General features: G+C 38.9%; 14 protein-coding genes. 9 read left to right on the plus strand and 5 right to left on the minus strand.

The genetic code is table 11. The features are described from left to right. Positions 1-264 precede the first annotated feature (264 nt). The 3 genes from FAX86_RS12115 to FAX86_RS12125 form a co-directional block, all read right to left on the minus strand. The gene (locus FAX86_RS12115; protein WP_144393674.1) at positions 265-1,122 is read right to left on the minus strand and encodes a hypothetical protein; all 858 of its coding nucleotides are present in this window, start codon (positions 1,120-1,122) and stop codon (positions 265-267) included. A 17-nt stretch (positions 1,123-1,139) separates the two neighbouring features. Then, complete coding sequence (ampD, locus tag FAX86_RS12120; protein ID WP_144393675.1) at positions 1,140-1,688, minus strand: 1,6-anhydro-N-acetylmuramyl-L-alanine amidase AmpD; 549 nt, start codon at positions 1,686-1,688, stop codon at positions 1,140-1,142. A gap of 144 nt (positions 1,689-1,832) precedes the next feature. Next, positions 1,833-4,085, minus strand: coding sequence for a DUF1631 domain-containing protein (locus FAX86_RS12125; RefSeq protein WP_164503561.1), 2,253 nt, complete (start codon positions 4,083-4,085; stop codon positions 1,833-1,835). A 452-nt stretch (positions 4,086-4,537) separates the two neighbouring features. Here FAX86_RS12125 and nadC point away from each other — a divergent pair, with 452 nt between their 5' ends. The 9 genes from nadC (at position 4,538) to yacG (ending at position 12,012) form a co-directional block, all read left to right on the plus strand. Beyond that, the gene (gene nadC, locus FAX86_RS12130) at positions 4,538-5,401 is read left to right on the plus strand and encodes a carboxylating nicotinate-nucleotide diphosphorylase (RefSeq protein ID WP_144393677.1); all 864 of its coding nucleotides are present in this window, start codon (positions 4,538-4,540) and stop codon (positions 5,399-5,401) included. A 196-nt stretch (positions 5,402-5,597) separates the two neighbouring features. Next, positions 5,598-6,011, plus strand: a complete 414-nt coding sequence (locus FAX86_RS12135; RefSeq protein WP_144393678.1) for a pilin — start codon at positions 5,598-5,600, stop codon at positions 6,009-6,011. Between the two features lie 65 nt (positions 6,012-6,076). Next, positions 6,077-6,490: a pilin gene (locus FAX86_RS22760; protein WP_144393679.1), complete on the plus strand. Its 414-nt coding sequence runs from the start codon at positions 6,077-6,079 to the stop codon at positions 6,488-6,490. A gap of 93 nt (positions 6,491-6,583) precedes the next feature. Then, on the plus strand, positions 6,584-8,284 hold the full coding sequence (pilB, locus tag FAX86_RS12145) for a type IV-A pilus assembly ATPase PilB (RefSeq protein WP_144393680.1): 1,701 nt from the start codon (positions 6,584-6,586) through the stop codon (positions 8,282-8,284). A 5-nt stretch (positions 8,285-8,289) separates the two neighbouring features. After that, a complete protein-coding gene (locus tag FAX86_RS12150; RefSeq protein WP_144393681.1) occupies positions 8,290-9,546 on the plus strand; it encodes a type II secretion system F family protein in 1,257 nt (418 codons plus the stop codon). After that, a complete protein-coding gene (locus FAX86_RS12155) occupies positions 9,547-10,449 on the plus strand; it encodes a prepilin peptidase (protein WP_144393682.1) in 903 nt (300 codons plus the stop codon). It begins immediately after the preceding gene. Positions 10,450-10,456: 7 nt separating this feature from the next. Next, entirely contained in the window at positions 10,457-11,056 is a 600-nt protein-coding gene (gene coaE, locus FAX86_RS12160; RefSeq protein WP_144393683.1) for a dephospho-CoA kinase, read from the plus strand. Continuing rightward, a complete protein-coding gene (gene zapD, locus FAX86_RS12165) occupies positions 11,049-11,828 on the plus strand; it encodes a cell division protein ZapD (protein ID WP_144393684.1) in 780 nt (259 codons plus the stop codon). Before coaE ends, zapD begins: the two co-directional genes overlap by 8 nt. Before the next feature lie 4 nt (positions 11,829-11,832). After that, entirely contained in the window at positions 11,833-12,012 is a 180-nt protein-coding gene (yacG, locus tag FAX86_RS12170) for a DNA gyrase inhibitor YacG (protein WP_144393685.1), read from the plus strand. Between the two features lie 45 nt (positions 12,013-12,057). Here the strand turns inward: yacG and mutT are convergent, their stop codons facing one another. Together mutT and secA are read right to left on the minus strand one after the other, a co-directional pair. Then, on the minus strand, positions 12,058-12,447 hold the full coding sequence (mutT, locus tag FAX86_RS12175) for an 8-oxo-dGTP diphosphatase MutT (RefSeq protein ID WP_205859189.1): 390 nt from the start codon (positions 12,445-12,447) through the stop codon (positions 12,058-12,060). A 57-nt stretch (positions 12,448-12,504) separates the two neighbouring features. Next, positions 12,505-15,267, minus strand: a complete 2,763-nt coding sequence (gene secA, locus FAX86_RS12180; protein WP_144393687.1) for a preprotein translocase subunit SecA — start codon at positions 15,265-15,267, stop codon at positions 12,505-12,507. Positions 15,268-15,331: the final 64 nt, after the last annotated feature.

Below are 15,331 nucleotides of genomic sequence, written 5' to 3' on the forward strand. Positions count from 1 at the left end.
TTGGTATGAAATTTTCATTCAATGAGTCGCTGACAAAGCAGATTTCAAACACAAAGTTCAGAAATCCAACCTAACGCTAAGTATATGAGTCTTTATCTAAGAATTTGGGGCATATCATAACAGAGGATCCCCCCTTTTAAAGGACATACCAGTTGATTTTTGTAATTATTTTACCGAATTAAACCTTAACTGAGTACACAATGACCTTATTATGAAATTATCTTACAAGAAACCACACCAAAAACGCACCATTTTAATGCAACCCTAAAGCTGGAAGAAGGTTAGTAAGGCCACAAAAACCATTAATAGAAGTAAACTGCGCTCTACCAATTGCCGCATTTGGGTTAATGCATTGTCTGAGTCGTCGCTAGCCAAAGCTTTACACGCAACATCCGAGATTAGATTATCGTCATCTTCTTGATAATCAAAGAGGGTTAATTTGGCTTTTAAGTCGCCAAATCCTGACGCAAAATGACCGGTCAATAGAAAAAGGAAGCAACTGACTCTTGCAGGAATCCAATCTGCAACAAAATACAATCTTGCCCAAACGTCTGTCTGAGTCGAGCTTTTTAAACTATCGTCTTCAGAATGCGATTTATTCGCTGGCTCTGTTTCGTCTTCTTTTTCAGAAAAGTCTTCTTCGTTGTAGCTCTGTAATTTACCTTTGGAGTGACTCTCCATGACCGCTATCATTCGATAAGCAAGCGCTCCCACGGGACCTAAAATGACAAACCAGATAATTGCACCAAAATATGCTTTATGCACATATTTTACCAATTTTATCGGTAGCTCATTGGCGTCTTGACTCTCACCTTCTAACTGATGATAGAACGCATTTAAATTCACAGGCCCCAATGTCCAGGTCACCAAAATAAGCCCCAGTAACATCTCGAACAAGAAACCAACAAATCCCTCTTGCCCATTTAATAAAATTGAAGCGACAATCAACGGCAAAACTAAAATAATTCCTGCAATAAGCCACTCAGAATGGGATTTGTTTGGATTAACATGTTCTTCCAACCAATCCGCAAAACGGGCAATCCATTGGTGATTTCTTATTTGAGACAAACGACTCCAAAATGTCTCAAGCAGCAAGGCGCCAACCAAAATTAGTAGCTTCATTACCGGATCCTTAAATATTAATTTTTTTGATCATGCTTCTCTGATAGCAGTTTATAAAAATAATCCCAGTCAAAAGAAGGGCCAGGATCAGTTTTACGATTTGGAGCAATATCACTATGACCTACGATTCTATCATTTGCAATATCAGGGTACTGTTGTTGAATTTTTAAAGTCAAACTGGTTAGGCTTTCGTATTGGGCATCAGTATAAGGAGTCGTATCCGTTCCCTCCAACTCAATTCCAATAGAGAAGTCATTACAGTTGTCCTGATTGTCCCAACTTGAAACTCCAGCATGCCACGCTCTGTTTGCAGTATCGACAAACTGTACAACTTGACCCGATCTACGAATATAAAAATGACTGGAGACTTTCACATCTCGAATTTCATCGAAAAAAGGATGAGCCTTACTTGTCAATTTACCCTGAAAAAACTGTTCAACATAAGGCGTTCCAAACTCTCCCGGTGGTAAACTGATATTGTGTATTACAAGCAAATTGACCCTAACCCCGTCTGGACGTTGATTGAAATGGGGCGATGGGCATTGTTTTACAAAAGAATAGTTCAAAAGACGCTTCCAGACTTTAATTACATGGGATTAATTAGACGTTTGTTAGGCTAAAAATGCAAGCTAGACGAAAATAAAAACGAGCAGAGATATGAGAATCAATGCTCGTTTTTAATAGAGTGTTTCGATGTCAATTACGATAATTTAAGCGTCTTTCATAGTCCTCAAGTTTGTAATTACCGACTCTAAAGCTCGGTCAAACAATGCTGCATCATCGAGAATTTCAATAAACTTTTTCTTGATCCCTGCAGCAAGACGTTTTCTATTAAGCTCCGCGATTTTCATTCCAGTTCTATTAACAAAAATGTATTTATTAACTGATGCTATGAAAGCAGCCAATTTACAACGTTGTCTTTCTGATTCTTTATCCGCAATCTCTACCCAAGAACCCGCTTGTAAACCATCCACCTCTTCAAAAACGTCATCGTCATCTGAAATGTCAGTATCCAAATACGCGAAAGGGTCCTCAGCAGGCTCTTTGTTTTCAGTAGGAAGAGCCAACTCCTCAAGCGTTTCTTCTGTTACCTGTTCGACAACAACTTCTTCCATACTTTCCGCTACTTCGGAATCTGCTCCAGTATTTCCAGACGCCTGCACAATTTTATCAGTATGCAATGGTAGGGAAAGAATTTTGCGGTGGCACTCTTCCAGTTCACCCAGTAATTGACTGGAACGATAAGGATTAAATGAAATTTTCTCCATACCTAATCGCAGATTCTTGATTAAGCTCGTCATTATTTTCTTAAGCTTGTTTTTACTGTCTTCCGTTTTCTTTGGTTGAACACTCCAAACCAAGAACTCTGCAACTTTCAGAGCTTTTTGCCATCCTTCATCATTGTTCGCTTTCAAACTTTCTAAAAATAAAACATTGGTCCAAGCTTCTTTCAGAATGCATTTAACTGGCTCAGCAATCATTCGACCATGACACATACGCGCAATTTCACCATTCACTCGTTGCTTTGCATTCTCCGATCGGGCTCTTCCCTCTTCGGCTTCTTTCATGCGTCGCTCAAGAATAGAAGAACGCTTCAGATCGGTTTGCTTGAAATTTTCAAAGTCTTCAAGTAACTCTTCAAATAAGTGAACATCATCTTTAAAATCATTCGTGATTTTTTCAACAATATGGGTCACTTTATTTAACAAAGGATCTAAACTAGGGTCACCTGATGGTGTCCAGCCAATCGCGGCGTGCGAAAGCTCATTCAATAACTGTCGTGCAGGATGATTCTTGTCACTAAAAAATGCGCGATCCAACATGCCCACTTTTAGCATCGGGATTTGTAGTCTCGCTAATAGTGCTTTAATGTCATTGTGTAAGTTGCGTTCATCTAATATGAAATCGAACAACATTGTAACAATATCAATGACATCATCATTAACATTGCCTATCGTACCACCATTGATTTGACCGTTAGTTGCAGGCAAAAAGCTGCCTAAAATCTGCTTAACCTGCTCCGGTGTGTTTAAATCTTGAGGTGAATACCCTTGATCTTGTTGCAGGTCAGTTAACGCAGATAGAACTTGGTCTGTTTCAACAACTTCCTGACCTTCCGGATATGCAACTTTTTTCTGCCCTAATAAATCTCTGAGGGTATTGAAAACCTCCTCGCGAACTTCATCGCGCATCCGATCTCTATCGCCCTCTGATGAATTTTCAGAATATTTATCGTTTTCTTCTTTTTGGCGTTCAGCTCTCCGAGGTTTGCGCTTGTGTAAGTCAGGTAACACACCTTTTTCAGCTAATTCCTCGTTGAGCTCTGTATAAACATCCTCTAACTCGTCGATAACACACCGTTCAAATAACTTAAAGACAACAAGACGAGATTGCATATCAAGCTCAAGACTATTCGAACTAACGCGAAAAGCTTCCGCAACAACTCGAGGGTCTAGAGGATTATTCTCTTCACCGATCACCTTGTTAGAACAAAGTGAATCTAGACGAGCACATAAATAAGACAAAGCCTGTTTATTTGAGGAACGGCCTTTATTAACCATTGCATCAACAGCCAAATCTTCTTCAAGGTCTTCTTCTTGAACTATCGAAAGGTTATCAAAATCTAACGCCTCAACATTATCAATATGCTCTCCGTGCCGTTCGGTTATGCCAAGTTCTTTGTTAAATTGGAACTCTAGTTCTCTCTTGAAAATATTAACTAAGCCTTTTCGTTTAATTCTAACCTGTCGCATCGAATTAAAAAACACGACTTCACTTGACTTATCAGCCATGTCGAATAGCTTATCATCTGCTGAATTAAGCATTGAATTCAATTTAGCGACCAACTCCTCCGTCGCCAAATCTCTAATACTAAGCACTAGGGTCGGCGCTGGCTGTTTATTATTGTCGAACATACCGGCCGAATCTCTATTAAAGTGCACCACTTGGGGTTTCTCATTCACAGTAGGCAACCTTTTTAACCTCATCATTAAATATATGTCTAAAATCAGCGTCTTTCCAGCAACAACAACCTCTAAGGCCATACTGTCACGCGGAATCCTTGAGAAATTTAATTCAGGTTCACCGATACGTATCCTACAAAAATCGCCTCACATCTCAGAGTAGTGTCAAACCAGACACTTGGCGATCCAGCACGCTTTTTGACAATGTCACTTAAAAGTAGACTACCCAGGGTGATTAATTTGTGACCAATCTCACGAATTCTCAGGCAACATTCCAAAAAATTAAGAATTTGAGGAGAAAGTATCTTTTTATCTTTTAATTGAGATTTTCATCAATAATTTCAACGCATTATAGCGTTCATTTTTAGAATCAAATCTGTTTAAAACTTAGTGCTGGAATCAATATGTTACTCCTTTTAAAATACCCGCCTGGTTTTTTGTGGTATTCATTAATGAAATATTTATCCGATTTTGAGCAATATATCTCCCATTCTGTGTCTAACGCGCTCCAGGAAGATTTGGGCGGTTCCCCAGGTATCGATTTAACAGCGCAACTAATTCCCGAATCGCAAATGGCAGTTGGAGAGCTCATTTCTAGAGAGAAAGCCATCATCTGCGGCTGCCAGTGGGTCGAAGAAACGTTTAACCAACTCGACACATCGCTCTCTCTCGAATGGCTTGTTTCAGAAGGCGAAGTTGTCGAGGCAAATCAGAAAATACTGATCATCAAGGGCGCTGCAAGGAGCATTCTTACTGGTGAAAGAACGGCGATGAACTTCCTACAAACTTTATCGGGCACAGCAACTACCACAAGAAACTATGTAGAACAGCTGAAAGGAACTCAATGTAAATTACTTGATACTCGAAAAACGATTCCCGGACTTAGAGCGGCTCAAAAATACGCAGTAACGATTGGTGGTGGTGAAAATCATCGAGTTGGTCTTTTCGACGCCTACTTAATTAAAGAAAATCATATTGCGACTGCTGGAGGTATTAGCAAAGCAGTACAACTCGCCAGAAAACTGAATTCAAATGTAAAACTGGAAGTTGAAGTTGAAAACCTCGATGAGTTAAAAGAAGCCATCAGTGCTAAAGCAGATGTTATTATGCTCGATAACTTTACAAAGCAAATGATGAAAGAAGCTGTTGCTATTAAACAAGAAACAAAAACACAAACGAAATTTGAATCATCAGGCGACATAACACTTGAAAATATAAAAGACTATGCTAGCACTGGCATCGATTACATTTCCGTTGGCGCACTAACAAAACATTTACGTGCCATTGATCTCAGCCTAAGAGTAAAAACAGTTTAGCAGAGTGACAAAAAGCGTCACTTTTTACCTGACACTTTTTGTCACACTTAAAAATGTTTAAGTAATAAAATTACTTTACAACAAAATTTTAACCTATAAAAACAAATAGATATAAACTCAACTCCTTTTTGGCATGGTAATTGTTTAGAAAAGTTTTGATTGTTTAACTACTCTTAAATCAATGGAGAACATTCTAATGCAAAAATCGAACGCAGGTTTCACACTTATCGAACTAATGATTGTTGTAGCAATCATTGGTATTTTGGCAGCTATCGCAATCCCTCAATATCAGGATTACGTAGCTAGAACTCAAATCACGCGTGTTTTCGGTGAAATTTCAGCAATAAAAAGTGGTGTTGAAACAGAACTCAATAACGGCAACACTGGATTCACTCTCGCTGACGTTGGTTATGTTGATTCAAATATTTCAAGCGTTGTTGCAGCTTTTGCAGCGGATGGCTCAGGAACTCTGACAGCTACTCTTGACGGAAATGCCGCTACAGCCGTTTCAGGCGATGTTGTTACAATCACACGAGATGCAGGTGGAACTTGGACCTGTACATCTACTACAGAAGCCAAGTACTTACCTGCAGGTTGTGAAGCTCCTTAGTAATGAGGTTAGTGCTTGCTGATATTCAGCAAGCACTTTTCATATCTGTCAATCAGGAGACTTCCATGAATACAAGTCAAGTTAAAGGTTTCACTCTGATTGAACTCATGATGGTGGTAGCGATAATAGGTATTCTCTCCGCTATTGCGATACCACAATACCAAGATTACGTAGCAAGAACTCAGAGCACTAGAGCATATTCAGAGTTACAAGCGTTAACGCATTCTATTGATGAAAGACTCTATCGCGGACTGCTTACGACAACGATAGATCAGACTACTTACGCTAATTCAAATCTTATTATAACGCCCCCTACTTTAGCGGTGAACATTGATGGTACGGCAACAGTAACAGCCACTTTAGACGGTTTAGCCAGTACAGCTATACTCAATGAAACGATAACACTATCTCGCGCTACGAATGGAGAATGGACTTGCTCCACCACCATGGCACCCAAATTTAGACCATCCGATTGTTAAACTTTTAGCAATTATCACATTTCAATAAGGAAGTTTTCTCAATTTAATGCTATAACTTACGGAAATCATTAGTTTTTTAAGTGATACAGAAATATGCAATCTGGTGTTGTCAGTGGATTAACTAGAAGATTAGTTAGTGAAGGCTTACTTTCAGAAGAGGACGCTGCAGAAGCGACTACAACTGCTGCCAAAAATGGCATGGCGGTGGTGAAGTACATTGTCGATAATAAATTAGTAGAACCATTGCAGCTCGCAAACATTGCCTCTTTTGAGTTTGGCGTACCTCTTTTCGATCTCGACAGTATTGATTACGAACTTATTCCAAAAAATATTGTAGAAGAAAAGCTCATTACAAAACATCATGCATTGCCTTTGTTTAAACGAGGCAAAAGACTGTTTGTTGCCGTTTCTGACCCGACAAACCTTATTGCATTAGACGAATTCCAATTTCATAGTAAATTAACAGTTGATGCCGTACTCGTTGAAGATAACAAGCTCTCAAAGTTCATAGATAAAGTTCTCGATGAACAAGAAAGCCAGAACTTAGCTGAATTTGATGATGCTGACCTCGATAATTTAGATGTCGACAGTGGAGACCAACAACAAACAGATGATGACAAAGTTGATTCAGACGACGCTCCAATCGTCCGATTTGTAAACAAAATATTGCTTGACGCGATAAAAAAAGGTGCTTCTGATTTACATTTTGAACCTTACGAGAAAAATTATCGTGTTCGTTTTCGGATAGACGGTATCTTACATGAAGTGTCTAGCCCCCCAGTCAACTTATCAACTCGCATTTCAGCTCGTTTAAAAGTTATGTCACGTCTCGATATTTCTGAGAGAAGAGTTCCGCAAGATGGACGAATAAAACTAAAATTATCGAAGAATAAAGCTATCGATTTTCGTGTTAGCACCCTGCCCACATTATTCGGTGAAAAGATCGTAATGCGTATTCTTGACCCCTCCAGTGCCATGCTCGGTATTGAGGTTTTAGGCTATGAAAAAGATCAAAGAGAGCTTTTTGAAAATGCTCTTTTTAAACCACAAGGCATGGTTCTAGTAACGGGACCAACTGGCTCAGGTAAAACAGTTTCTCTTTATACTGGTGTGAACATGCTCAATAAGCCGGAAAGAAACATATCAACCGCTGAAGATCCAGTGGAAATTAATCTATCTGGCGTTAATCAAGTTAATGTTAATCCGAAAGCAGGTTTAGACTTTGCTTCAGCACTCAGAGCATTTCTACGTCAAGATCCAGACGTCATTCTTGTCGGTGAGATTCGAGACCTTGAAACAGCGGAGATCGCAATTAAAGCTGCGCAAACTGGCCATATGGTGCTCTCAACCCTTCACACTAATAGCGCCCCAGAAACATTGACTCGTTTAGTCAATATGGGAGTTGCTCCATTCAATATTGCAACCAGTGTTAATTTAGTTATTGCACAAAGACTCGCTAGACGTCTTTGCGACCATTGCAAAACAACGATGGAAATACCCCACGATGTTTTAAAAGAAGCTGGTTTTCCCGAGGAGCAAATAGGAACATTTGAAATTTTTGAACCAGTCGGTTGTGATAGTTGCACACGCGGGTATAAAGGTCGAGTGGGTATTTATCAAGTTATGCCTGTCTCAGAGACAATGGGAAGAATTATAATGGAAGGAGGCAATGCGATAGATATTGCCGATCAAGCCCAAAAAGAAGGTATAAAAGATTTACATCAATCAGGATTGCAAAAGGTTGTCCAGGGAGTCACCTCTCTGGAAGAAATTAATCGAGTAACGCAGGATTAATAATTATGGCGGTAGCAACGAAACCAGCAGCAAAAGCCCAAAGACAAAAACCGGCTAAGATTTCGACTTTTAGTTACTCTGGGGTCGACAAAAAAGGTAATAAAATTTCTGGAGAAGTGGTAGCAGACTCTCTTGCATTGGCAAAAGCACAGTTAAGAAAACAGGGAGTAATCCCTCGAAAGGTTGCCAAAAAAGCGGAACCTCTGTTTGGAGGAGCACGCAAAAAGCCAATTAAACCTGTAGATATAGCTATTATGTCAAGACAGCTCGCAACTATGATGAAAGCGGGCGTTCCCCTAGTTCAGTCATTTGAAATTATCGGAAAAGGGCATGAAAACCCATCTGTTTCAGACTTAGTTTTCGCAATCAAAACAGATATTGAGGCCGGCTCCTCAATGGGAGAAGCATTAAAGAAACAGCCTCAATATTTCGATGATCTTTTTTGTGATCTTGTTTCTGCAGGAGAGCAGTCTGGAGCGCTTGAAGAAATGCTTGACCGAATAGCCACATACAAAGAAAAAACTGAAGCATTAAAATCAAAAATAAAGAAAGCTCTTTTTTACCCGACCGCAGTAATTATTGCGGCAATTATCGTAACTTCAATTTTGCTTCTCTTCGTAGTACCAACTTTTGAAGAAATGTTCGCCGGGTTTGGGGCTGAACTTCCAGCATTTACGCAAATGGTTATCAATATGTCTAAATGGCTTAGCTCTAACTGGTGGATTATTCTAATTGGTATTGTGCTATTTACTGTTGCATTTAAACAACTAAAAAAGACATCGGAAAATTTTAGAAATAATCTGGATAAAGCCATACTTAAGCTACCCGTTGTCGGAGTCATATTAAATAAAGCCGCAGTCGCGAGATTTGCTAGAACTCTATCAACAACATTTGCTGCAGGAGTACCTTTAGTAGAAGCACTAGAGTCGGCGGCGGGCGCTTCGGGTAATTATGTATATCGTAGTGGTTTATTAAAAATACGAGACGAAGTGACAACCGGTATGCAGCTGAATCTTTCAATGACTAACTCAGCACTTTTTCCAGGAATGGTAAACCAAATGGTCGCTATTGGAGAAGAGTCCGGTGCTATAGATCATATGCTTACAAAAGTAGCAGATATTTATGAACAAGAAGTCGATGACTTAGTAGATGGATTAAGTGCTTTACTTGAACCTATTATCATGGCCGTTCTCGGGGTACTAGTAGGTGGCCTTATCATCGCAATGTACTTACCAATATTCAAGTTAGCATCGGTCGTGTAAATGGAAATAATAAAATTTTTTGTTGATACTCCAACAGCTTTCATAATAGCACTATCAATCGCCGGCCTTATGGTCGGCAGTTTTTTAAATGTTGTGATTTATCGCTATCCAACTATGTTATATCGCGAATGGTGTCTACTCGCGAAAGAAATCCTCTTAGAAAAAGGATTTCAAGTTAGTGGAGCACCCAATGATAAAAGACTAAGAGATTTAAAATATGGCATTGTTACTCCGAGATCGAAGTGTCCACACTGTAATCATCTTATCAGAGCGTGGGAAAATATACCTGTAATTAGTTATATAGTGCAGAAAGGAAGGTGTTCTCAGTGTTCAAAAAAGATAAGCTTAAGATATCCATTTATTGAAATAATAACAGGGGTTGCTTTTACCTACATTGCATTTCGTTTTGGAGTTTCTTGGCAAACATTAATCTATTTATGTGTTACTGCATTGCTTATTATCCAAACATTTATCGATATTGATCATAAAATACTACCAGACCCTTTAAATTATTTTTTGTTATGGCTTGGACTTGTTTCAGCAAGTTTGAATCTCACAATCGATCTTCATGAGTCCATTTATGGAGCTTTAGGTGGATACTTATCACTTTGGATTTTCTACTGGATTTTTAAATTAATAACAGGAAAAGAAGGCATGGGTCATGGCGACTTTAAATTACTTGCTGCACTGGGTGCCTTTGTTGGCTACAAACAACTGTTAATGGTTATTATCATGTCTGCTGGAGTTGGAGCCATTTTAGGTATAACTATGATGCTATTAAAGTTCAGCGATCGTGATACTCAAATTCCTTTTGGGCCTTATTTAGCGATCGCTGGATGGATTACTATATTTTGGGGCAACGATATTATTAAAAACTACTTCTCAGCAATGGGAGTTCAATAAAACCAGGATGTTTAAAGTCGGATTAACCGGCGGTATTGGCAGTGGAAAATCCACTGTATCCAATCTATTCCGCCTTAAAAATATTGATGTCATAGACGCCGATAAAATCGCAAGGGACGTTGTCGCAAAAGGATCTCAGGCTCTTAAGGAAATTGAAGATCGATTTGGGAGCGATTTAATTCTTGATTCTGGTGAACTCAACCGGGAAAAACTAAAAGTACAGGTATTCAATAACTCAAGCGATTTGAATTGGCTAAATCAATGTTTACATCCAAAAATTCGAGCAATAATTGAAACCAAGGTACAGTCTTCTAAAAGTCATTACGTAATACTGGATATTCCTTTACTCTTCGAAAATAAACTGGAAGGCTTAGTTGATAGAATATTAGTTGTAGACGTGCCTGAAGCGATACAGCAACAACGTGTAATGGATCGAGATGGTTGTAATCGGGAGCTGGTAGAATCTATAATAAAGAAACAGGTTTCTAGAGATTATCGCCTATCTCATGCTGATGATATTATTGATAACTCTCATTCATTAGATAATTTAAAAAAAGCAGTTTCAACACTACACCAAAAATATCGAGTACTATCTGAAAATGGTTGATAATTATCATTACTTTGAGTTTCCACTCAGCCAAAATTATCGACAATTATTGAGGCTTGAAAATACTTTCTCCCATTTTGAACGGTTAATTCGTTTAAATACAGAAGCATCTAATGAAGCTAGTTTATTGTGTATTGTAAATTTGCTTGAATATCTAAGTCGCATCGACATGAAAACGGAACTGATTCGTGAGCTTGAGGCCCAAACACACCAGTATGAAAAATTAAAATCAAATCCCGCTGTTGATGTAACAAAGTTAGAAAATTTTTTAGAACAGCTCGCAAAGCTCCATCAATGGGCTATTAATTATCGTGGTAGACTAGGCGATGACTTAAGACAGCAGCCACTAATAAAAAATATTTTAACTAAGCAGAGTTTGCATACTGGTGTATCTTCATGCGACTCCCCTGAGCTTTCTCGTTTTTGTCGTCTTTCTGCAGACAAAGCAAAATCATATATCGAAGAGTGGTATCACTCATTTGAAGGACTTAAAACGAGCGTTTCTGTAATTCTAAGATTAACTAGAGAATTATCCTCTTTTGAAACAGGCAGTGCGCCGATGGGCGACTTTTTAATAGAGAAACCTAATCCTGGAAATACACTTCTCAGAATCAGACTATCAAAGCATGACACTGTTTTTCCAGAGGTAAGCGCAGGAAAGCATCGAATTTCCATACACTTCTATTATCTAGATGATAAACTAACAAAACTAAAATGCCGAAAGGCCGTCAACTTCAAGTATGCAACTTGTGGATGGAAAGAGTCGTTATAAGATTATGAAGAAAGATTTAGTTGTAAGCTGTCCGAATTGTAAAAAGTCTGTTGCCTGGAATGATAACTTTCCTTTTAAACCTTTTTGTAGTGAACGTTGTAAACTTATCGACCTTGGAGAGTGGGCTGAAGAAAACCATAAAATTCCAGGAGAAAAAGTTCCGACATCACCTGATACGCATTAAAATTGTTTAGTGAGACGTGCGAAACTTAATTACATGAAATAAATGTCAATTAATAAACTCATTCAATAGTTTAGTGACGATTGCCTTGTTTGCTTCTGGAAACTCCAATCTTTCAATTTCCAAAATAGAAAACCATTGTACTTCTTGGCCTTCCATTCCTCTGGGACTTCCGTCAAAAGATCGCACAGAATAAAAATGCAGTTCTACAGATTTATCTGTGTAATGATGTTTAATCGAGTCAAATAATAGAGGTTCTTGAATTGAAATCCCTAACTCTTCTTTACATTCGCGCATAAGGGCTTCTACAAATGTTTCACCTGAATCGACTTTTCCACCAGGAAATTCCCACTTATTGCCTTGATGTTTGCTTTTTGGACGCTTTGATAAAAGAACTTTATCATCAGCAGTAATAATTGCGGCGACAACTTTAATCATAATAGCTATTTTAGAATAAAACCGGCCAGCTTAAGACTGGCCAGTTTTATTATTAGTCTAATTTAATCTTCCGTGACATTGCTTATACTTCTTACCAGAGCCACAAGGACATGGATCGTTACGTCCAACTTTGACTCCTTCTCGAACAAATGGAGTCGCTGGTTGTTGTGATTGATCGTTAGACGAAGTTTCTTGTCCCATCGCATTCGCTTGCTGATGTTGGAAGTTTAAGCGTTTAGCTTCAGCTTCTCGACGTCGCTGTTCCTCAACCGCTGCAGCATCCTCTTCGGATCTAACTTGTACTTTGGATAAAATACTAACAACTTCGTGCTTTATAGAGTCCAACATTTCTGTGAAAAGCTCGAATGCCTCTCTTTTATACTCTTGTTTAGGATTTTTTTGTGCATATCCACGTAGATGAATTCCTTGCCGTAAATGATCCATTGCAGCCAGATGCTCTCTCCAATGAGAGTCAACAGCTTGAAGCATGACTGACTTTTCAAATACTCTTAAAGTTTCAGCACCAACAGTTTGCTCCTTGCTTTCATAGTTTTCTTTAACTGCATTAATAATTTTAGTTCGTAATTTTTCTTCGTGAAGCTCTTCATCTTCTTCAAGCCACTTTTTAACTGGCAGCTCTATCATATACTCATTTTTGAATTGATCTTCTAACCCTTGAATATCCCACATACTATCGATGCTTTGTGGCGGAACATAAGTACTTATTTCATTATTTAATACATCAAATCGAATTGCATCTATGGTACTGGAAATGTCATCAGTCGACATTAATTCATGACGTTGCTCATAAATAACTTTTCGCTGATCATTTGCAACATCGTCGTACTCGAGCAACTGTTTACGAATTTCAAAGTTTCGAGCCTCAACTTTTCGCTGCGCATTTTCGATCGCTCGCGTAACCATTTTATGCTCTATTGCTTCTTCTTCTTCCCAGCCTAATCTTCGCAGCATATTGACCATACGTTCTGGTGCAAAAATTCTCATTAAGTCATCATCTAAAGAGAGGAAAAAGCGACTCAATCCAGGGTCGCCTTGACGTCCCGCTCGACCACGCAACTGATTATCAATTCGTCGTGACTCATGACGCTCAGAACCAAGTATTGCTAACCCTCCAGCCTCAAGAACTTTATCGTGGCGTACTTTCCATTCTTTTTCGAGAGCCTCAATTTTTTCTGCAACTTGTTCTTCTGATTTATCGGATAGCTTTTCTTTTAAAGCTTCTATTTCTGACTTTAAATTACCACCCAATACGATATCGGTACCTCGACCAGCCATATTAGTTGCTATCGTAACGACACCTGGTCGGCCTGCATCAGCGATAATTTCTGCTTCTTGCTCATGAAACTTCGCATTCAAAACTTTGTGATCAATTTTCTTTTTCTTTAGAACATTCGACAGTAATTCCGAAGTTTCAATAGAAGCGGTTCCTACCAATACTGGCTGACCTTTTTCTCGGCACTCCTCAATCTGTTCAATTAAGGCTTTATACTTTGCATCCCGAGTTAAAAACACAAGATCGGGCATATCGTTACGAACCATTGGTTTATTCGTTGGTATAACGACGACTTCTAAACCATAAATTTGCTGCAACTCAAAAGCCTCTGTATCTGCCGTTCCCGTCATGCCAGAAAGCTTATCGTAAATTCGGAAGTAATTTTGGAAAGTAATTGACGCCAACGTTTGATTTTCATTTTGAATCTTCACGCCTTCTTTTGCTTCAATTGCTTGATGTAATCCTTCTGACCATCGACGGCCAGGCATTGTTCGTCCCGTATGTTCATCAACAATCACTATTTCATCATTTTGAATAATGTAGTCGACATCTGGCTTGAAAAGAGTATGGGCACGCAAAGCAGCATTAACATGATGCAAAAGTGAAATGCTTTGAGCAGAATAAAGAGTCTGACCTTCCGGTAACAAACCAGACTCCGTTAAAAGTTGCTCAACACGCTCTTGACCTTGCTCTGTAAAATGAACTTGCTTCGATTTTTCATCGATCGTGTAATCACCCTCTTCTTCGATTACCTCACTATCATCTTCGCCGCTAACAATTTGTTGTTTAAGCTTTGGAATTAAGGTGTTCATTTTTTTGTAAAGAGCAGAAGAATCTTCGAGCGCACCAGAAATAATAAGCGGAGTTCGAGCTTCGTCAATTAAAATGGAATCTACTTCATCGACAATTGCAAAATTGAGTTCTCTTTGGACTTTATCTTCAAGACTAAAGGCCATATTGTCTCGCAAATAGTCAAATCCAAATTCATTATTCGTCCCATAAGTAATATCGCATTCATATGCGTGCTTTTTAACGTCTGGAGATTGTCCCGACAAAGCGCAACCGACTGTCAAACCGAGGAATTCATATAAAGGACGCATCCAATCGGCATCACGTTGCGCCAGATAATCATTAACTGTGATGACATGAACGCCTTTCCCAGTCAATGCATTTAAATAAGCAGGCAAAGTCGCCACTAAGGTTTTACCTTCACCGGTTCGCATCTCAGAAATTTTGCCTTCGTGCAACACCATCCCGCCAATCAGCTGAACGTCGAAATGACGCATGCCCATAACTCGCTTACCTGCTTCACGAGCAACTGCAAATGCTTCTTCCAGAATATCATCTAGGGTTTCGCCTTGAGAGAGACGCTGCTTAAAATTTTCAGACTTGGCTTTTAACGACTGATCATCAAGCTTCTCAAGATCAGCTTCAAAGGCATTAATCGCTTCAACACGTTTTTGTAAACGTTTAAGAATTCGTTGATTACGACTACCAAAAATCTTGGTTAAAAATTGTCCGAACATGACTTTCTCTTTTTTAATTGGTCGTTTTTATCTTAGTGCCAAGCGATGCATTGTACATTATTAC

It is taken from the genome of Pleionea sediminis (genome assembly GCF_007570825.1).
In the GTDB taxonomy this organism is placed as follows: Bacteria; Pseudomonadota; Gammaproteobacteria; order Enterobacterales; family Kangiellaceae; genus Pleionea; species Pleionea sediminis.